The 18,491-nt window shown below is 70.3% G+C and carries 17 protein-coding genes; 10 read left to right on the top strand and 7 right to left on the bottom strand.

Translation table 11 applies throughout. From position 1 onward, the window contains the following. Positions 1-69: 69 nt before the first annotated feature. Positions 70-864 (bottom strand): alpha/beta fold hydrolase, encoded by a 795-nt coding sequence (locus tag HUT12_RS12145; RefSeq protein ID WP_176093427.1) that lies wholly within the window; start codon positions 862-864, stop codon positions 70-72. Beyond that, positions 861-1,577: an aspartate/glutamate racemase family protein gene (locus tag HUT12_RS12140; RefSeq protein WP_176093426.1), complete on the bottom strand. Its 717-nt coding sequence runs from the start codon at positions 1,575-1,577 to the stop codon at positions 861-863. Before HUT12_RS12140 ends, HUT12_RS12145 begins: the two co-directional genes overlap by 4 nt. Positions 1,578-1,963: 386 nt before the next feature. On the opposite strand from HUT12_RS12140, the gene HUT12_RS12135 reads away from it, so the two are divergent. The 5 genes from HUT12_RS12135 (at position 1,964) to HUT12_RS12115 (ending at position 8,677) form a co-directional block, all read left to right on the top strand. After that, positions 1,964-3,010 carry a sugar ABC transporter substrate-binding protein gene (locus tag HUT12_RS12135; RefSeq protein ID WP_176093425.1) on the top strand — a complete coding sequence of 349 codons (1,047 nt, stop codon included), beginning with the start codon at positions 1,964-1,966 and terminating at the stop codon, positions 3,008-3,010. 26 nt (positions 3,011-3,036) lie between these two features. Next, positions 3,037-4,506: an amidase gene (locus HUT12_RS12130; RefSeq protein ID WP_176093424.1), complete on the top strand. Its 1,470-nt coding sequence runs from the start codon at positions 3,037-3,039 to the stop codon at positions 4,504-4,506. Then, positions 4,503-5,993 carry a sugar ABC transporter ATP-binding protein gene (locus tag HUT12_RS12125; protein WP_176093423.1) on the top strand — a complete coding sequence of 497 codons (1,491 nt, stop codon included), beginning with the start codon at positions 4,503-4,505 and terminating at the stop codon, positions 5,991-5,993. The genes HUT12_RS12130 and HUT12_RS12125 overlap by 4 nt, the downstream gene beginning before the upstream one ends. Then, positions 5,983-6,978, top strand: coding sequence for an ABC transporter permease (locus HUT12_RS12120; RefSeq protein WP_161594909.1), 996 nt, complete (start codon positions 5,983-5,985; stop codon positions 6,976-6,978). The genes HUT12_RS12125 and HUT12_RS12120 overlap by 11 nt, the downstream gene beginning before the upstream one ends. A 238-nt stretch (positions 6,979-7,216) precedes the next feature. After that, entirely contained in the window at positions 7,217-8,677 is a 1,461-nt protein-coding gene (locus HUT12_RS12115) for an SDR family NAD(P)-dependent oxidoreductase (protein ID WP_176093422.1), read from the top strand. Positions 8,678-8,747: 70 nt separating this feature from the next. Here the strand turns inward: HUT12_RS12115 and HUT12_RS12110 are convergent, their stop codons facing one another. Both HUT12_RS12110 and HUT12_RS12105 read right to left on the bottom strand, forming a co-directional pair. After that, positions 8,748-9,119, bottom strand: coding sequence for a helix-turn-helix transcriptional regulator (locus HUT12_RS12110; protein ID WP_131051837.1), 372 nt, complete (start codon positions 9,117-9,119; stop codon positions 8,748-8,750). Between the two features lie 170 nt (positions 9,120-9,289). Further along, positions 9,290-9,682, bottom strand: a complete 393-nt coding sequence (locus HUT12_RS12105; RefSeq protein ID WP_176093421.1) for an SH3 domain-containing protein — start codon at positions 9,680-9,682, stop codon at positions 9,290-9,292. 235 nt (positions 9,683-9,917) lie between these two features. Here HUT12_RS12105 and HUT12_RS12100 point away from each other — a divergent pair, with 235 nt between their 5' ends. After that, entirely contained in the window at positions 9,918-11,183 is a 1,266-nt protein-coding gene (locus HUT12_RS12100; RefSeq protein ID WP_176093420.1) for a serine/threonine-protein kinase, read from the top strand. 86 nt (positions 11,184-11,269) lie between these two features. Then, positions 11,270-13,051 carry a substrate-binding and VWA domain-containing protein gene (locus tag HUT12_RS12095; protein WP_176093419.1) on the top strand — a complete coding sequence of 594 codons (1,782 nt, stop codon included), beginning with the start codon at positions 11,270-11,272 and terminating at the stop codon, positions 13,049-13,051. Positions 13,052-13,085: 34 nt separating this feature from the next. Here the strand turns inward: HUT12_RS12095 and HUT12_RS12090 are convergent, their stop codons facing one another. Both HUT12_RS12090 and HUT12_RS12085 read right to left on the bottom strand, forming a co-directional pair. Next, entirely contained in the window at positions 13,086-14,093 is a 1,008-nt protein-coding gene (locus tag HUT12_RS12090) for a zinc-dependent alcohol dehydrogenase family protein (RefSeq protein WP_176093418.1), read from the bottom strand. Positions 14,094-14,306: 213 nt separating this feature from the next. Then, positions 14,307-14,906, bottom strand: coding sequence for a TetR/AcrR family transcriptional regulator (locus HUT12_RS12085; RefSeq protein WP_176093417.1), 600 nt, complete (start codon positions 14,904-14,906; stop codon positions 14,307-14,309). A gap of 104 nt (positions 14,907-15,010) precedes the next feature. On the opposite strand from HUT12_RS12085, the gene HUT12_RS12080 reads away from it, so the two are divergent. Further along, positions 15,011-15,913: an alpha/beta fold hydrolase gene (locus HUT12_RS12080; protein WP_254876791.1), complete on the top strand. Its 903-nt coding sequence runs from the start codon at positions 15,011-15,013 to the stop codon at positions 15,911-15,913. A 92-nt stretch (positions 15,914-16,005) separates the two neighbouring features. On the opposite strand, the gene HUT12_RS12075 is transcribed toward HUT12_RS12080, so the two are convergent. Beyond that, positions 16,006-16,305 carry a hypothetical protein gene (locus HUT12_RS12075; RefSeq protein ID WP_368660244.1) on the bottom strand — a complete coding sequence of 100 codons (300 nt, stop codon included), beginning with the start codon at positions 16,303-16,305 and terminating at the stop codon, positions 16,006-16,008. Between HUT12_RS12075 and HUT12_RS12070 the strand changes: the two genes are divergently transcribed. Both HUT12_RS12070 and HUT12_RS12065 read left to right on the top strand, forming a co-directional pair. Beyond that, on the top strand, positions 16,304-17,203 hold the full coding sequence (locus tag HUT12_RS12070; RefSeq protein WP_176093414.1) for an SDR family NAD(P)-dependent oxidoreductase: 900 nt from the start codon (positions 16,304-16,306) through the stop codon (positions 17,201-17,203). The genes HUT12_RS12075 and HUT12_RS12070 overlap by 2 nt on opposite strands. 261 nt (positions 17,204-17,464) lie before the next feature. After that, positions 17,465-18,487, top strand: coding sequence for a 3-oxoacyl-ACP synthase III (locus HUT12_RS12065; RefSeq protein ID WP_131051834.1), 1,023 nt, complete (start codon positions 17,465-17,467; stop codon positions 18,485-18,487). Positions 18,488-18,491 lie beyond the last annotated feature (4 nt).

The following is an 18,491-nucleotide window of genomic DNA, read 5'->3' as shown; positions in this document are numbered from 1 at the left end:
TCGGGGGGCGTTGGCCTGTGTCGACCACGTCAAAGCTTTGTACCGTACATAGTACGACGGGTCAAGGGTTCACCGTTCGGCACCGTCGAGGAACGCGAGCACCTCTCGGGCGAAAGCCTCGGGACGCTGCTCGGGCAGGGCGACCCCGCCATCGGCCAGCACCACGCTGCGGCAGGCGAGCAGCCGGGACAGGATCGGCACGTCCGGCAGCGAGTAGTGGTCGTCCGCACCGCAGAGCACGAGCGTGCGCGCGCGGACGAGCGGCAGCCGGTCCTCCATCCGGTACTCGTTCACCCGCACGTGCCCCTCCTCGACCCGGTCGGCGACCTCCAACGCGTCGGCCACGAACCGGGTCAGGAAGCGCTCCTCGCCGGGTGAGTAGAAGCCCCGGCGGCGGGACCACAGCTCGGTCAGGTGGGTGCCGTCGGCACGCGGCTCGACGTGGTCGATCGGCGGCTGGGCCCGGACCCGGCGGCGACGTGCCTCGTCGACGTAGGGCATGCCGCAGAGCACCAGCGCGGAAACCCGCTCGGCGGCCCGCGCGGCGACCTCGACCGCCACCACCGCGCCGGTGTGGTTGCCGACGAGGGCCACGGACGGCAGGTCGAGTGCGTCGAGGAGGGCCTCGACCCCGTCGGCGAAGAGCCCGATCGACCACGGGTCGGTCACCCGCGCCGACTGGCCGAACCCGATGGTGTCCATCGCCATCGCGCGGGTGCGTTGACCCACCAGGGGCAGCACCCCGGCGTACTCGTGCCAGGATCGCGGGGTCTGGTGCAGGAAGAGGACCGGCGGGCCCGCGCCACACTCGACCAGGTGCACCTGCCCGAGAGCGGTGTCGACATACCGACGGCGGGCGCTCAATCGAACTCCCCCGCCAACAGCGCGCCGTATCCCGGTGGCCGCTCGGCCACGCCGCAGATCCGTAGGCAGTGCCAGAGCAGTGCCTGGTTGCTGGCGACCACCGGTCGGCCGAAGTCCTCCTCGATCGCGGCCAGCACCGGCGCCAGCCGGATTCCGGCGCAGCTGATCAACAGCCCGTCCGCGGTACTGCCGCCCAGACCGGCGGCGAGGTCCCGCCAGACCTGCGGGTCGTGCGTGGCCTGCTCCACCGGGGTCGCACAGGGCAGGCTCGCGACGGAGACGACCTCGAGACCGCGGGCGGTGAGCAGCTCGACCTCGGCCGAGGTCACCTCCTCGACGTACGGGGTGAGCAACGCGATCCGGCCGATCCCGGCGCGTTCGAGCGCGTCCAGCACCGCCTCGATGGTCGTGGTCGAGGGCAGACCGGTGCTCGCGTGGATGCGGGCGTTCACCGACTCCGGGCCGGCGAGCAGCGTGGCCGCGGTGCAGTTCATCGCGATGAGGTCGACCTCGGCGTCGGCCAGCAGCCGGCTGTGCGCCTCCAGGTCGGCCAGGAGCGCATGATCGTCGGCCAGGCTCGAACGACGGAACGGCATCCGCGTGGTCACCAGTTGCACCCCGTCGGGGGCCATCAACTGCAACTCGTAGTCGCAGAGGCCACCGGACGGATAGAGATGTCCGATCCGCGCCGCCGTGCCGAATCCCAGACTCATACCACCACCTCCGTGTCTCGCCGAAGGCCGTCACCGAACCGGTGTCGACTCGTACAACGTACGGTAGGCTGTCCGGAACGACCAGGGATTGCCGCCCGCAGTTACTTCGCGTGAGCACCTTCATCTTCAGAAAAGGGTGCACGCCCGGCGAAAGGCCAACGAGAGGACGACCCGACCTCTCGATCGAGCTGGTGGGAGACCCTGGAAGTCACGATCACGTATCCACCCCTTGACCGGGTGACATCGAACGGTACATAGTACGGCAAGCGTGTGGCCCGCACGGAGCGTGATGTCCTCAGTGATGCAGGCCGCCGAAGTTCCCCGTAGTTGCCGAACCCCGTATCCCCGATCCGTCCCGCGGTGTCTCGACCATTTGGGAGTGCCAGATGAAGTGGAAAACCTCTGCCGTGACGGCGACGGTGGCAGTTCTTCTCCTACCTTCCGTGGCGGCCTGCGGGAGCGATGACTCCGCCGCCGCGAACGGCTCCTACCGGGTGGGCCTGTCGGACCCGGTGTCGTCACAACCGCTCGACCGCGCCTGGGGGCAGGCCACGATCGCGGCGGGCAAGCGCGCCGGCATCGACGTGACCGTGCTCGACGCCGCCCTCGACGCCAACAAGCAGGTCTCCGACATCGACCAGTTCGTCGCCCAGCAGATGGACGGCGTGATCGTCTTCCCGCTCGCCCCGAACGCGGTCGACCCCGCCCTCGAACGTGCCCGCACCGCCGGGATCAAGGTGCTGGGCGCCTCCGCGATCATCTCCGAGAACGAGCCGACCGAACCGGTCGCGCCCTACGACGCCGCCTTCAACCAGAACTCCGACGTCGGCGGCGCCCGGCTGCTCGCCGACCATGTGGCCGAGCGGCTCGACGGCAAGGGCCGCGTGCTCGGTATCGGCATCGGCGCTCCCGTTCCCTCGATCAAGTTCATGGTCGAGAACTACGAGAAGTACGTGACCGAGGACCGGCCGGGCATCGAGTGGCTCGGCACCGTCGACAACGCCACCGACGACCAGGCCGGCGGGGAGCGGGCCGCCACCGAGGCGATCGCCCGGTTCCGGGGCGAGATCGACGCGGTGATGGCCTACAACACGGCGAGCGCGATCGGCGCCGCGGTGGCGCTCAAGCGGGCCGGCATCAACGGTGTCGTGATCGTCGGGCAGAACGGCGACCCGGAGGGTGCCCGCGCGGTGCAGCAGGGGCAGATCGACGCGATCGTCGACCTCGTTCCCTGGCGTCAGGGCCTCGTCGGGGTCGAGATCATGCGGCGGCTCCTCGCGGGCGAGACGGTCAAGCCGGTCACCTACCTGCAGCCGGAGCTCTACACCCAGGAGACCATCGGCGAGCGCCTGGACTGGGACGAGGCGATCAGGCAGATCGAAAGTGGCGAGCTGACCTGCGCCAACGGGGGATGCCCGGACCACCTGCGCTGACCGGCCGGCACCGAGCAGGGAGAGCGATGACTACTACCGAGGAGTTGACCTGGCTGGACGCCCACAGCCAGGCGGCCCTGGTCCACGCGGGCCGGCTCACGCCCGGTGACCTGGTGCGGGCGGCGGTCGCGCGGATCGAACGGATGGATCCGACGGTCAACGCCGTGATCCACCGCCGCTTCGCCGCCGCGGTCGCCGAGGCCGACGCCCTGGCCGGGCGCTCGGACCTGCCCTTCCCCGGAGTGCCCATGCTGCTCAAGGACCTCGGCTGCACGATGGCCGGCGAGCCGGACCAGCAGGGTTCGGTGGTCCTGCGCGACGCCGACCACCGGGCCACCCGGGACGCCCACGCCACCCGCCGGTTGCGGGCCGCCGGTTTCGTCGTACTCGGCCGGACCGCCGTCCCCGAGTTCGGCCTGGCGGGCAGCACGGAGAGTGCCGCGCACGGCGCGACCCGCAACCCGTGGGCCCTCGACCGGGTCGCCGGGGGCTCCTCCGGTGGCGCCGCCGCGGCGGTGGCGGCGGGCATGGTCCCCCTCGCCCAGGGCAGCGACGGCGGCGGGTCGATCCGCAACCCGGCGGCCTACTGCGGGCTGGTCGGGCTCAAGCCCAGCCGGGGCCGGGTCAGTTCCGGCCCGGACACCCCGGACGCCCTGGTCGGTCACGCGACGTTCGGGGTGCTCACCCGGTCGGTGCGCGACACGGCCGCGCTGCTCGACCTGCTCCAGGGCTACGAGCCGGGCGATCCGGCGGTCGCGCCTGCACCGTCGAGCAGCTACACCGAGGCGATCACCCGTCCCGCCGCCGGGCTCACCATCGGGCTCCTCGACGCCGACCGGCTGCCGCCGGAGTTCGTCGAGCCCGCCAACCGCGACGCCGTACGGGAGTGCGGCGAGTTGCTCGGCCAGCTCGGGCACACCGTGCGGACCTCACACCCCGAGGCGCTGTTCGACCCGGACTACCACGAACGGTTCGTGGACGCGTTGAGCCCTGCGGTCAGCCTCCTCGCCGAGCTGATCCCGACGATGGTCGGTCGCCCGGTCGACGAGAGCGAGCACGGCCTGATCTCGCGTTTCTGGATCGAGCGGGGGCGGGCCCTCGACGCCACCAGTCACCGGCGGGTGATGGCCTGGATGGACCGGTACCGCGAGCGGATGCTGGCCTGGTGGCGGGAACACGACGTGCTGGTCACGCCGGTGTCGCCGTGGCCGCCGCCGCCGCTGGGCTGGTTCGACGGGCCGGCCGGGGTCCGGCGGTCCATCGAGTTCCTCCGGTTCGTTCCCCAGTTCAACAGCACCGGCCAGCCCGCCGTGGCGGTGCCGCTGTTCGAACGCGACGGCCTGCCACTCGGCGTGCAACTCGTCGCCGACTACGGCCGCGAGGACCTGCTGCTCCAGCTCGCCGCGCAGCTGGAGGACGCCCGCCCGTGGGCCGGTCGGCATCCGGTCGGGCTGGCCGGCACGACGGCCCGGCCCGGAGCGGGGGTACGGGAATGAGCGCTCCGCTGCTGCAACTGACCGGAATCCACAAGAGGTTCGGCCCGGTGGCCGCGCTCTCCGGGGTGGATTTCGAGGTGCGCCCGGGTGAGGTGCACGGGCTGGTCGGGGAGAACGGCTCGGGCAAGTCGACCCTGATGAAGATCGCCTACGGTGAGCTGCAACCCTCCGCCGGGGAGATCCGCGTCGACGGTGAGACGGTCACCCTGCGTACCCCGCAGGACGCCGCCCGGCACGGCGTCGTGGCGGTCGCGCAGGAGGTTCCGCTGGTCGACAGCCTCAGCGTCGGCGAGAACATCGTCCTCGGACGGTGGCCCCGGGCCGGCACGGTCGTCAGCCGGCGACGGATGCGGGAACAGGCCGCACAGGTCCTCGACCAGCTCCAGTCGACCCTCGATCCCGAGACACCGGTGTCGGCGCTGGCCCCCAACGACCGTCAGGTGGTGGCCATCGCCCGCGCGTTGGCCACCCAGGCCAGGGTGATCGTGCTGGACGAACCGACCAGCTCGCTGACCGAGGACCGGGCCCAGGCCCTGTTCGACATCGTGCGACGCCTGCGGGACCAGGGCCTGGGGCTGATCTTCATCTCGCAGCGGCTCCCCGACCTGAGTCAGGTCGCGGACCGGATCACCGCGCTGCGCGACGGACAGGTGGTCGGCACGCTGCCCGTGGCGGAGGCGACCGAGGACCGGATCACCCGACTGATCGTCGGGCGTTCCCTGGACGACTACTTCCACCGTTCCCGTCGGCGCAGTCCGGGGGAACCGGTCCTGGAGGTCTCCGGGCTCGCGGCGGGTGGCCGGGCCGAGACCGTGTCCTTCACCGTCCGGGCCGGCGAGGTGCTCGGGCTGGCCGGGCTGGTGGGTTCCGGGCGTACGGAGGTGTTGCGCGCGGTGTTCGGTGCCGACCGGCCCACCGAGGGCCGGATCCAGGTCAACGGCCGGCAACTGCGCGCCGGTTCGCCCAGAGCGGCGATCCGTTCCGGCGTCGCCTTCGTCACCGGCGACCGCAAGGGCGAGGGCCTGGTGTTGAGCCGCAGCGTGGCGCAGAACATCACCCTCGCCCGGGGGCGGCTCTCGCTGCGGCCGATCTCCGGGCGCGGCGAGGCCGCCACGGTCACGAAGCTGATCGAGCGGATGCGGATCCGGCCACCGGACCCCGACCGGTTGGCCGGCGAGCTCTCCGGCGGCAACCAGCAGAAGGTGGTGTTCGCCAAGTGGATCGCGCTGGGCCCCCGGCTTCTGCTGCTGGACGAGCCCACGCGGGGCATCGACGTGGGTGCCAAGTCGGAAATCTACGGCCTGATCGACGAATTGGCCGCCGCCGGGGTGGCGGTGGTGCTCAGCAGTTCTGAGAACTCCGAACTGATCGGTGTCTGCGACCGGGTGCTGGTGCTTTTCGACGGGCGCGTCGTGGCCGAGCGCGAGTGCGACGGACTGGAAGAGGTGGAGGTGGCCCACTATGCGGCCGGTGGACATGAGCAGTGACACTGCGATCGCGGCGCAACCGGCCGGCCGGGCCGTCGTGGGCCACGTCTACCAGAGCGTCAAGGGGTACGGGGGCGCCCTCGGTGGCCTGCTGATCCTGCTCGTCTATCTGATCAGCACCCAACCGTTCTTCCTGACGAAGGCGAACATCCTCAACGTCCTGGCGACCAACAGTCCCTTGATGCTGGTGGCGGTCGGGCTCACCTTCGTCATCCTCAGCGCGGGCTTCGATCTGTCGGTCGGCTCGGTGATGGCCGCGACCGGGGTCACGGTCTACTTCGTGTTGGATGCCGGGGCACCGGCGCCGGTGGCGCTCGTCGCCGGGCTCGCGACCGGGGCGCTGCTCGGCGCCGGGCTCAACGGCCTGCTCATCGGGGGTTTCCGCCTCAACTTCTTCGTGGTGACCCTCGGCACGATGACGTTGATCAGCGGGCTCGTCCAGGTCTCCACCAACGGCAGTACGTACTCGATCGACTCCCCCGGCATCTTCTACGCCATCGGCAACGGAAGTGTCCTCGGCGTACCGGCGCCGATCTGGATCGCCCTGGGCGCGGTGCTGCTGGCCGGCGCCGTGCTGCGCTTCACCCCGTTCGGCCGGGCCGTCTACGCCGTCGGCGGTAACCGCGAGGCCGCCAGACTCGCCGGCATCAACGTCACGGCGGTGCTGATCTCCGTCTACACCATCGCGTCACTGACCGCGGCGCTGGCCGGCCTGGTGATGGCGAGCCGCCTCTCGGCTGCCTCACCTACCGCGGGTTCCACCATCGCCCTGACCGCCGGCGCGGCCGTCCTGCTCGGCGGAACGAGCTTCTTCGGCGGTATCGGCGGTATCAGCGGCACGGTGGTCGGGGTGCTGCTGATCGCGGTCCTGCAGAACGGACTCGGTCTCATGGGAGTCTCCTCGTTCTGGCAGGGCGTGGTGACCGGCACGGTCCTCATCGCAGCCGTGGCACTCGACCGGCTGCAGAGCCGGGGGCGAGCCTGACACCGCCGCACGCCCTGGCACCGTAGCCCGCACCACCGGTTCTCCACACCAGCGGCGCTGGCGGGTGAGTTCCCACCCGCCAGCCCAGCACCAGAAAAGCTGTCCGCCCGTGCGCGTCGTCGGGTCGGCGCACGGGCGCGGGATGCGTCGGAGGCCGTGCGGTGCGTACAGTTCCTGGTCGGACGTGGGGGTGGGCCGGATGGCTCCGGCGCAGGGAACGGGACGAGACAGCGAGAGCATGACAGCGGACAAAAATACGGAGAACGGTCATTACCGCATTGACCCGACCCGGCTGGAGACCTGTCTCAGCGTCTTCGAGGCGTTGGAGGACCTGCCTCCCGACCACCCCGACGTGGTGCGGGTGCAGCGGGCCACCGCGAAGCTCTACAAAACGATCAAGCAGCGGCGACGCGAGGAACGGCGGGATGCCATCGCGGCGGCCGACCGCGCGGTGACGGCGGCCACCGCCACCGGGGCCCCGGGCCGGATCGACGACGAGACCCAGGGCAACCTGCTCGCCTCCCCCACCGTGGGCGCCACGGCCGGCGTCCTGCACAAGCCGCGCGGCTGCTACATCTGCAAGCAGCGCTACCGCGACGTGGACGCCTTCTACCATCAGCTCTGCCCGCCCTGCGCCACCCTGAACCGGGAGCGCCGGGACGCCCGCGCCGACCTGACCGGCCGGCGCGCGCTGCTCACCGGCGGCCGGGCGAAGATCGGCATGTACATTGCGCTGCGGCTGCTGCGCGACGGCGCGCACACCACGGTGACCACACGGTTTCCCCACGACGCGGTCCGCCGATTCGCCGCGATGCCCGACAGCGCGGAGTGGCTTCACCGCCTGCGGATCGTCGGGATCGATCTGCGCGACCCCGCCCAGGTGATCGCCCTCGCCGACTCGGTCAGCGATCAGGGACCACTCGACATTCTGATCAACAATGCGGCGCAGACCGTCCGCCGCACGCCTGCCGCGTACGCGCACCTGGTCGCCGCAGAGGCGGCGGCCCTGCCGGACGGCCCGCTACCGGAAATGATCACGTTCGCCAAGCCGGCCGGCCGGGGCGACCCGGCGGGCAGCCTGGTCGCCCCAGCGCACTCTCCCACCATCACCCCGCACGCGCTCACCGCGCTGGCGCTGACCAGCGGTTCCGCCTCGCCGGACCGGATCGCGACAGCCAGCGCCATCGACGCCGGCGGTCTGGTGCCGGACCTCGACCCGGTCAACAGTTGGGTGCAGCGGGTGCACGAGGTGAACCCGGTCGAGTTGCTCGAAGTGCAGCTGTGCAACGTGACCGCACCGTTCGTGCTGGTCAGCCGTCTGCGACCGGCGATGGCCGCAGCGGCCGCCCGCCGCAAGTACGTGGTGAACGTGTCGGCGATGGAGGGCCAGTTCGGCCGTGGCTACAAGGGGCCGGGGCACCCGCACACCAACATGGCCAAGGCTGCGCTGAACATGCTGACCCGCACCAGCGCCCAGGAGATGCTGACCGACGGCATCCTCATGACCAGCGTCGACACCGGCTGGATCACCGACGAGCGGCCGCACCCGACGAAGATGCGGCTGGCGGAGGACGGCTTCCACGCCCCGCTGGACCTGGTCGACGGCGCGGCCCGGGTCTACGACCCGATCGTCCGCGGCGAACAGGGCGAAGACCTGTACGGCTGCTTCCTCAAGGACTACGCACCCTGCGCCTGGTGATCGGCTGCCACCGGAGGTCGGCTCACGGGCCCTGTCACCCGCCGCCGGCAGCGGTGTTCCACGGTGTCGGTCAGCGGGTCTTCTTCGTTGCGCGTTTGCGGGGTGGGGTCAACAGGTCGGCGACCGCAGCGATGGCGGACGGCACCAGGCGGTAGTACGCCCAGACGCCGCGCTTGTCCCGTTCGAGCAGGCCTGCCTCGGTGAGGATCCGCAGGTGGTGGCTGACGGTCGGCTGGGAGAGTCCGAGAGGCTCGGTGAGGTCACTGACCGACGCCTCTCCCTCCGGAGCCGACTGGATCAGGCTGAGCAGTCGCAGCCGGGCCGGGTCGGCGAACGCCTTCAGCACCCCCGCGAGCCGTTCGGCATCGGCACGCTCGATCGGCTCGCCGGCGAGGGGCGAGATGGCAGGCGTCGTAGTCTTCACAGTTCCCACGTCTTGCATCGTTGCAGCAAAACCCATCAATCCGCTGGTGAACGAGGGCAGGATCACCCGGAGATCGGGTGAGCCCACGCCCGGAGCCGTCGGACCGGGTGGGCGGCGCGGGCCGCGCCGGACAGGTGCCCGACGCGGCCCGGAGATCGGTGTCGACCGCTGCCGGTCGACGCCGGGGGTCAGCAGGCCAGGGTGGAGATCGGTACGCCCGTCAGGCCGTCACCGCGGACGAAGCCGGTGACGCCGGTGCTGTTGTTCCTGACGTAGTACCAGCTCCACCCGTCGTCGCCCACCGCGCCGCAGCGCAGGGTCGCGCTCTGGCCCGCGTAGCCCAGGCCCAGCACGGTGCAGGTCGTCGACGGACCGGTCCGCAGGCGGATACCGGCACCCGAGAAGCCGACGCTGTACGGTTCGTTGGCGCCGGGCAGCCAACCACAACGTGGCGCCATCGCCGTGGTCGATTCGGTCGAGGTCTGCGGGGCGGTTTGCGCGATCGCCGGGCCGGCGGCCACGACCGGCAGGCCGAGGGCCACGGCGCACGCGGTCAGGCGTGCGACGGTGGTGAGTTTCATCTGCCACTCCCTGTCTCGTAGTCGTCCCCGCCCATGCGGCATTGCCCGGAGCAGCGAGAACGGCGGCAAAATATCGATCTACTTCACTCTAGGGCGCGCATCGAAGTCGATCACAGTCATTTGTTTGGCGGCGGCCTCAGCCCGTACTCGGAGTTCTCGGTCACCAGCGGCGGACATGGCACGATGGCCGTGTCCTGCGCCGCCGGTGGCCGGGCATGACGCGGATGGAGTCGGGATGTCAGAACTGACCGGCACGCCGGTGCCAGGATTGACGAAACTGTGGACGCACGATCCGGTCACCGCCGGCGGGTACCGGCTGGTCGGCCGGCTGGGCGCGGGTGGGCAGGGGGTCGTCTTTCTCGGCGAGGACCACGACGGCGACCGGGTCGCGGTCAAGATGATCAACGCCGATCTGAGTGATCCACGGGCCCGCTCGCAGTTCGTGAAGGAGATCGCCGCCGCCCGCCGGGTCGCTCCGTTCTGCACCGCGCAGGTGCTCTTCGCCGAGGTGGACGGCGAGCAGCCCTATGTGGTCAGCGAGTTCATCGAGGGTCCGACCCTGCACCGACAGGTCCGCGAGCACGGCCCGGTGACCGGCAACGCCCTCCACCGGCTCGCGGTCGGCACTGTCACCGCGCTCGCCGCGATCCATGGCGCCGGCGTGGTGCACTGCGATCTGAAGCCGGACAATGTCGTACTCGGCAAGGACGGCCCTCGGGTGATCGACTTCGGCATCGCACGCGCGTTGGGAGTCACCGAGACGGCGTCCAGCCGGGTCATGGGGACCACCGCCTACATGGCGCCGGAGCGGTTCCGCAACGACGCGGTCGGTCCGCCCTGCGACGTCTTCGCCTGGGCGGCCACGATCGCCTTCGCTGCCGGCGGTCAGCCGCCTTTCGGCAATGACTCGCTCTTCGCCGTGATGCACCGGGTGCTGCACGATCCGCCCGAGCTGCCCGCGTTGCCTGCCGCACTGGACGATCTGATCCGGGAGTGCCTGGCCAAGGATCCGGCGGATCGCCCGGGTGCCGAAGGTGTACTGGTACGGCTGCTCCGACAGGACGCCACGCTCACCACACCGCTACGTCGGGAGAATCTGCTCGAAGTCGGCAACGAGACAGCGGGTGCGCCGACACCGAACCACCCGCTCCCCCAGATCACGCCGACGGCACCGCAGCCGCACCCGACGCTGCCGCAGACTCCGGCCCAGCCGACGGTGCCGACCCAGGCCCGGCCGACCCGGGTGGAACACGTGCCCGTGACGGAGCCCGCCGTCGATGCCGGTCATGACGGCGCGCTGCGGCGACTGCGTCGAGAGTCCGTGGACGCCTGGGGCATCTCGACCGCACTCTTCCTCGGTTTCGCAGGCGCCGCCGCCGGCTACATCGCGTCGAGCGCGATCGGCCCGGCCGCCGCCGTCGGAGCGGTCACCTTCGTCGTGGTCTACCTGGTTCGGCTACTCGTCGCGACGGCGTTCGGAGGAGGGTCCGACCACGGATGACTCGGTACGGTGGAGGGCTGAGGCGCCGGCTGGCGCCGGATCGATAGGTTGACTGCCACCAGCCGCCCGCCGAGGAGGACCTCCCGATGACCCCATCCGCTCCGCGTACCCGGCAGTGGTTGCCCTACACCGCCGCCGTCACCGCCGGGCTGGTGGTCATCGTCGGGGCGTTCGCCTTCGTCCAACAGCGCGAAGCGGGCAGCGAGGGGCCCCGCACCGACTGCGCCATCGCCCTCCAGGTCAACTCCTCCACGGAGAAGGCGGAGCTGCTGGTCGAACTGGCCGAGCGCTACAACCGCAGCACCCGGTCGATCGACGGCGGCGGCTGCGCCCAGGTGCACGTCAGCGCGTTGAACTCGGGCAAGGCCACCGAGGCGCTGGCCACCGGATGGACTGACACCGGCCTGCCGCGACCACAGGTCTGGCTACCGACGTCGAGCCTGTGGACGGGTCAGCTACGGCTGCTCGACATGGCCGCTGGGCGGGCGCCGCAGACGCCGGACCGCTACTCGTCGATCGCCAACAGCCCGCTGGTGATCGCGATGCCGCAGCCGAAGGCCGAGCTGGTACGCCAGCGCGGGCCGCTGGGTTGGGGGGAGATCCTGGGCCTGTCCGGGCGGGATGGGTGGGCGGGCTTCGGCAAGCCGGAATGGGGCCGGTTCACGTTCGGCAAGGACAATCCGAACCTGTCCACCTCCGGGCTGGCGGCGACCATCGCCACCTACTACGCGGCGGTGCAACGGGCCAGTGACCTGACCCGGTCCGACCTGGCCAAACCTGCGGTCACCCAGTTCGTGCGCCGGATCGAGGCCAACGTGGCGCACTACAGCGACGACTCGGTGGACCTGCTGCGCAGCCTCGCCGAGGCGGACCTGGCGGGCCGTACGGACGACATGAGTGCCATCGTCCTGCAGGAGGAACTGGTGGACCTCTACAACACGGGTGCGTTGAGCCCCCGGCAGGAGGGGCAGGAGCGGGGCCGCCGGCCGAACGTCCCCCTGGTCGCCGTCCACCCCAAGGAGGGCACGTTCAACCTGGACCACCCGTTCGTGGTGCTGCCCTCCGCCGATGAGCGGCAGCGCGCGGCAGCGGCCGACTTCCAGGCATTCCTGACCGAGGACGCCCAGCAGGAGAGCTTCACCCACCTGGGTTTCCGGGACCACGAACGCCGCGCGTCGGCGGAGCTGCTGGCCAGCGTCGGTGACGAGCCCGCCGGCGGGCTGACCTACTTCGAGCCCCCGGACCCGCAGGTGGTCGCTGCGATGTTGGACGGTTGGCGCACCCTCCGTAAGAAGGCCAACATCCTGATCGCCCTGGACACGTCAGGGTCGATGCAGGCGATGATCGGCACCCGTACCCGTTTCCAGGTCGCCTCGACGGCGGCGGGCAAGGGCCTCGCGTTGCTCAACTCCGAGGACCGGGTGGGGCTCTGGTCCTTCTCCTCGGAGACCTCGAAGCGACCGAAGAGTCCCTACCGTGAGGAGGTTCCTCTCGACGCGTTCGACCAGAAGCGGATCACTCGCAAGATCGAGGGCCTGCACGTCGAGGGTGGCACCGCGCTCTACGCGACGGTCCGGGCCGCACATCGGGAGCTACTCGACCGGTACGACCCGCAGCGGATCAACGCGATCGTCGTGCTGACCGACGGCAAGAACGAGTACACCAAGGACAACGACCTGGCCCGCCTGCTGGACGAGGTCGCCCTGGACCCGCAGCGTCCGGTGAAGGTGTTCTGCATCGCCTTCGACCGGGAGTCGGACTTCGCCACCCTGGACAGGATCGCCAAAGCGTCGTCGGGTAAGGCCTACGACGCCACCGACCCCGCCATGATCGACGAGGCGTTCGTGAAGCTGGTCAGCAGCTTCTGACGTACCCCCTGGCCGGCATGGGCCGGAACCGCTGTTACGAGATGCGAGGGGGAAGCGCAACGGTTTCGCCCGCCACATCGATCGTGACCTTGCCGCGGAGCGCGTACGACCGCCTGTTCTCCAGTAGTTCATGAGCCTCGCCCATGCGAGCGAGCGGAAGAGTCGCGCCGATGACCGGCTTGACGAGACTGCGTTCGACCAGCGTGGTGAGCGCGTCCAGCTTGCCTCGGTTCTGTTGTGCGAAGACGAAGTGATAGGCGGCGTTCTTGCCCCACGCCTCGATGAGGTTCTGCGGCTGCGCGATGTCGACGATGCTGACGACGCGCCCGAAGTCGGCAAGCGTCAGCGGGCTTCGTGTGAGCGTGTCGCCGCCGATCGTGTCGAAGACGACGTTGACGCCCTCGCCTCGCGTCATCTCGGCTACGGCGTCGACGTAGTCCGTCGACGTGTAGTCGATCGCCGCATCGGCTCCGAGAGAGCGTACGAACTCGTGGTCGCTGGCTTTCGCGGTGGCGATCACGCGTGCGCCGATCGCCTTCGCGACCTGGATCGCGATCGTGCCGACGCCGCCCGCACCCGCATGGATGAGGATAGTCTCTCCCACGGTGAGCTGAGCTCGCGTCACCAGGGCCTCCCAGACCGTGCCGCCGACGAGGGTCAGACTCGCCGCCTCCAGGTGTGTGAGGTTTTCCGGCTTCCGGCCGACGAGGTCGACGTCGGTGACGTGCTGCTCGGCGTAGGAGCCGGGGCCGCCGAAGATCTGGGGGGTGTAGTACACCGCATCGCCGGCGCGGAACTCGGTCACGTGGGACCCGACCTCCTCGACCACGCCGGAGATGTCGTGCCCGATGATCGCGGGCAACGGCACGTGATCCGCGTAGTCGCCACGACGGATCTGATAGTCGAGTGGGTTGACGGCGGTCGCATGGACGCGTACCCGCACCTGGCGGGATTCGACTCGCGGCACGGAGACGTCGCGCAATTCGAAAGCATCGGCCCCTCCGAAACGGGCGAGCACGACGGCCTTCATCAGGTCGGTCATATCGACGCTCCTCCTGGTGGTTCTGGGCGTGCGATGCGCCGGGACGGGCGGTTCTTCCTCAGTGTCGCGCGCACGATCCGCACGCTCCAGTGGCGATAGGGCAAGCATCCGCGAGGGCGGTGACAGGCCTGTCGCACGGCGCACGGGCAAGCTCCTTTCGCGGGCAAGTCGATCGCCGCCCGCGAACCGATCGTCGCGTTCCGGCTCACCGCATCAGGTCGAAGAGGGTGCCGGTGGCGCGGGTGCGTCGGATCTGCGGCAGCCGGCCAGGAGGCGGGCGACCATCTGCTTGGCGTCACCCCTGTCGTAGTCCGGCCCGAGGATGCACAGGTTGCCGATGCCTCGCAGCAGCGTGTACGCGGTGATCTGCCGGTCGATCTCCCCGGCCTCCTGGCTCGCCGCCAGCAGCGTCTCGCACGCGGGCACAAGCTCGTCGAGCACCAGCGCGTGGAGCTTGGCCAGGCTCGGGTCGTTCGAGCCCAGGGCAACGCTGAGACCATGCTTGGTCACCAGAAAATCGACGAAGGCCGTGATCCACCGATCCAGAGCGTCCACGGCCGGGATCGGCTGCTGCCGCAGGTGCGCGGCCAGGGCGGTGCAGTCGTCGACCTGGTGGCGATAGACGGCACTCACCAGATCCGCCCTCGTCGGAAAGTGCCGGTACACCGTTCCCACTCCCACACCTGCGCGACCGGCGATGTCGCGGACGGGGGCCTGCACACCCTGCTCGACGAACGCTGCGGCCGCCGCCGTCAGCACCGCCTCGCGGCTGCGACGTGCACCTGCCTGGCGCACACCGATTGTGTCGGACACCGCACCCCCCTTGTTGGCGGAACAATGTTCCGCTAACTTTGCGGAACGACGTTCCGTCAAACCTAGCAAACCCACGACCCGCACTGGAGGCACTCATGCCTGCTATGCCGCTTAACCGCCAGATCGTCTCGGTCAAGCCACTCACCGTGCCCACCACCGGCCGCAGCATCCCGCTTCAGGTCAAGGTCACCGCGCCCATCGAGGGCGACACGTTGCCCGTCATCGTCTTCTCCCACGGCAATGCCTGGTCGATGGACGGGTACGAGCCACTCATCGAACGGTGGTCGGCCGCCGGGTTCATCGTCGTGCAGCCCACCCACCTGGACTCCCGCCGCAACCGCATCGGCTTCGACGACCCCCGCTTCGCCGGCATCTGGCGCGTGCGAATCGCGGACCTGCACGCCATCCTGAACCACCTCGGCGACATCTTCGACCAGGTTGGCGGCCTGCCCGCCCGAGCGGACCACACGCGCATCGCGATCGTCGGGCACTCCTGGGGCGCACAGACCGCCGGAGCGCTGCTAGGTGCCCGCGTCCTGGACGCCGCCGGCACGCCGGGTGAGGACTACTCCCACCCTGCGGTCAAGGCCGGCGCGCTCATCGCCGCGACCGGCACCGGCGACAGCCTGACCCCGTTCGCCGTGGCGCACCTACCGTTCATGCGCCCCGGCTACGCCACGATGACGACCCCGGCCCTTGTGGTCGCCGGGGGCAAGGACCAGTCCGCCATGTCCACCCGCGGCCCCGACTGGTTCACCGACGCCTACCACCTGAGCCCGGCACCGAAGCGGCTGCTCAGTATCTCCGACGGCGAGCACACCCTGGGCGGGGTCGCCGGAGAGGCCGTCAAGGAGACCACCGACGAAGACCCCGCCCGTGTCGCACTCGTCGCGGACGCCGTCTCCGCCTACCTGCTCGACGTCCTCGGTCTGGACTCGACGTCCTGGCAGGCATGGGAGAAGCAGGCCGCTGACAGTTCCGGCACGTTCACCATCGACACCAAGTAGGTGCGCCCTCATGTGAACGACCGCTCGCGGCCTCGATGATCCGCCACAACACCGCCCGGTGGCGTGCAGTGCCGACGCCCTGCCGCCGCCTCTCAGGGCGACAGCGGTGGGCGGAGGCCGTCGAAAGTCACCGCCAGTACGCGGCTCTCTACTGCGGAATCCTGGCTGACGTACCCGATCGCGTGGGCGGCACCGGCTATCAGCGCGATGAGCGTTCGCACGTCAATGTCGACGCGGACTCTGGCTGCCTGCTGGGCGCGACCGAGCAGTTCACCGATCGACTGCTGAAGGTCTCGGGTGGCCTCGGCCACGGCGCCCTCGTCGGCGTGCAGGTCCACGCCTCGTCTCGCAAGCTCCCTGCCTCTCCGACCACCCGACTGGAGCAGCACCATGAAGACCATTCTGATGACCGGAGGCACGTCCGGCCTCGGTGCGTACGCCCTGGGCCAGCTGACGAAGTCCACCGGCACCAGGCTGTTGCTCGGCGCGCGGGGCGCCGGGCCGGCGGGCGTCGAGACGTACCCGCTGGACCTGGCCCGGCTCGACAGCGTCCGCTCCTTCGCCACCGCGGTGCGGGACCGGCTCGGGTCGACGGAAGTCGACGCGCTCGTGCTCAACGCGGGTGTCAGCCTGACCTCCGGCGACGAGCGCACGGTGGACGGCTTCGAGACGACCTTCGCCGTCAACCACCTCGCCCACTACCTCCTGCTACGGCTACTGCTGCCCCAGCTCGCATCTGGTGCCGTTGTCGCGCTGACCACCAGCGGCACGCACGACCCGACTGTCAGGACCATGCTGAGCAGTACCCCGCCCCACCACGCCGACGCCCGGCTGCTGGCCAACCCGGAACGGGATCCACAACGCGACGAGCAGGCCCGCGCGGCGGGCGGCCGGGCCTACGCCTCGTCCAAGCTCTGCAACATCCTCACCGTCCGGGGCCTCGCCGCCCAGCCGGAGGCGTCACGGCTGCGGATCGTCGCGTTCGACCCGGGCCCGACCCCGGGTACGGGCCTCCTGCGCAACACCCCGCCCCCGGTCCGCCTCATCTGGCGCTTCGGCACCCCGTTGCGGGCACTGATGCCCCGATTCAACACCGTCGCGGCGGCCGGCGGCGCGCTGGCCGACATCGCCTCGGGCCGCACGGTGCCGCCCGTCGGCGCCTACTACGCACGGCTCGTGCGAGGGCAGCTCACCTGGACCTCCCCATCCGAGCTGGCCCGCCGCGACGACGTACGGGATCGCCTGTGGCGAGACAGCGCCGAACTGGTCGGGCTGCCGGTCACCTTGTAGAGCAGGCCAACCGGCCCCCTCGTCACCGCCGAATGCGAGACAGAGCCGTGGGCGAGACAAGCCCGCCCGACATAATGGCCGGGTGCAGCATGTGCACCTGCGGGTCGACGTCGCCGCCCGCAGGTGAACTGGCGGGCCGCGGCCTGTCGACGGGCGTGCGCGGGCGAGTGACGTTCGCCGCGATGCCGACTGACCGTTGGTGCGCGGGGGGGCCGAGTGGATAGCTTCGAGCCCTCAGGGTGGGCGACGGGCGGAGGCTGGATGACGCATGGCAACGCTGAGTATCGCTACGCGAACACGGCGATACTGTCGGTTACGGCTTTGGAGGCGCCGGTCATCGTCACCTCTGATCAGTTCGACGAGCAGCTGAGCGAGACCTTCCGGCGGCTGAGACTGCGCCCAGGGATGCTTCAGCGGATCGCCGGAGTTCAGGAACGACGGTGGTGGCCGGAGGGCTTCGGATTCGCCGAGGCGGCGGCAACGGCCGGCGCCAAGGCACTGTCGGAAGCCGGTGTCGACGCGCGTGACGTCGGCCTGTTGATCAACACGTCGGTGTCCCGCGCGCATCTGGAGCCCTCGACCGCGGTCGCGATCCACCACGCTCTGGACCTGCCACCGTCGGCCTTGAACTTCGACATCGCCAACGCCTGCCTCGGATTCGTCAACGGGATCCAGGTCGCGGCCAACATGATCGACGCCGGGCAGATCCGGTACGCGCTGATCGTGGCGGGCGAAAGCTCCCGCGAGGCCCAGCAGGTGACCATCGAGCGGTTACGTCGATCCGACTCCACCCGCGACGACGTCCGGGAGCAGTTCGCCACGTTGACCCTCGGCTCCGGCGCGGCCGCGATGGTGTTGGGCGCCGCCGGCAGCCATCACCAGGAGCATCGGCTGATCGGCGGTGTGAGCAGGGCGGCCACCCAGCATCACGAGCTGTGCGTCGGGGACAACACGCGGATGCGTACCGATGCGAAGGGTCTCCTCGACGCGGGTGTGGAGCTCGCGGAGGCGACCTGGGCGGATGCGCGGTCGTGGGGTTGGCAGGACATGGACCTCTACGTCATGCATCAGGTCTCGGCGGCCCACACGCGTGGCGTCGTCAGGCGGCTCGGCCTCGACCCTCGGCGGGTCCCGGCGACGTTCCCGCTGTGGGGCAACGTCGGCCCGGCATCGCTACCGATGACCTTGGCCCACCACGCGGGATCACTCCACTCCGGTGACCGGGTGCTGTGCATGGGGGTCGGCTCGGGCCTGAACACGTGCGCCCTGGAGATCGTGTGGTGAGCAG

Source organism: Verrucosispora sp. NA02020 (assembly GCF_013364215.1).
GTDB lineage: Bacteria > Actinomycetota > Actinomycetes > Mycobacteriales > Micromonosporaceae > Micromonospora.
This window is presented reverse-complemented; position numbering and strand designations above follow the sequence as displayed.

Excerpts from the sequence above, each read along its gene's own strand:
- HUT12_RS12115 (WP_176093422.1), top strand. The coding sequence starts at position 7,217 with ATGACAGCGGACAAAAATACGGAGAACGGTCATTACCGCATTGACCCG.
- HUT12_RS12120 (WP_161594909.1), top strand. The coding sequence starts at position 5,983 with ATGAGCAGTGACACTGCGATCGCGGCGCAACCGGCCGGCCGGGCCGTC.
- HUT12_RS12100 (WP_176093420.1), top strand. The coding sequence starts at position 9,918 with ATGTCAGAACTGACCGGCACGCCGGTGCCAGGATTGACGAAACTGTGG.
- HUT12_RS12065 (WP_131051834.1), top strand. The coding sequence starts at position 17,465 with ATGACGCATGGCAACGCTGAGTATCGCTACGCGAACACGGCGATACTG.
- HUT12_RS12135 (WP_176093425.1), top strand. The coding sequence starts at position 1,964 with ATGAAGTGGAAAACCTCTGCCGTGACGGCGACGGTGGCAGTTCTTCTC.
- HUT12_RS12130 (WP_176093424.1), top strand. The coding sequence starts at position 3,037 with ATGACTACTACCGAGGAGTTGACCTGGCTGGACGCCCACAGCCAGGCG.
- HUT12_RS12090 (WP_176093418.1), bottom strand. The coding sequence starts at position 14,093 with ATGACCGACCTGATGAAGGCCGTCGTGCTCGCCCGTTTCGGAGGGGCC.
- HUT12_RS12095 (WP_176093419.1), top strand. The coding sequence starts at position 11,270 with ATGACCCCATCCGCTCCGCGTACCCGGCAGTGGTTGCCCTACACCGCC.
- HUT12_RS12080 (WP_254876791.1), top strand. The coding sequence starts at position 15,011 with ATGCCGCTTAACCGCCAGATCGTCTCGGTCAAGCCACTCACCGTGCCC.
- HUT12_RS12075 (WP_368660244.1), bottom strand. The coding sequence starts at position 16,305 with ATGGTGCTGCTCCAGTCGGGTGGTCGGAGAGGCAGGGAGCTTGCGAGA.
- HUT12_RS12140 (WP_176093426.1), bottom strand. The coding sequence starts at position 1,577 with ATGAGTCTGGGATTCGGCACGGCGGCGCGGATCGGACATCTCTATCCG.
- HUT12_RS12105 (WP_176093421.1), bottom strand. The coding sequence starts at position 9,682 with ATGAAACTCACCACCGTCGCACGCCTGACCGCGTGCGCCGTGGCCCTC.
- HUT12_RS12070 (WP_176093414.1), top strand. The coding sequence starts at position 16,304 with ATGAAGACCATTCTGATGACCGGAGGCACGTCCGGCCTCGGTGCGTAC.
- HUT12_RS12110 (WP_131051837.1), bottom strand. The coding sequence starts at position 9,119 with ATGCAAGACGTGGGAACTGTGAAGACTACGACGCCTGCCATCTCGCCC.
- HUT12_RS12125 (WP_176093423.1), top strand. The coding sequence starts at position 4,503 with ATGAGCGCTCCGCTGCTGCAACTGACCGGAATCCACAAGAGGTTCGGC.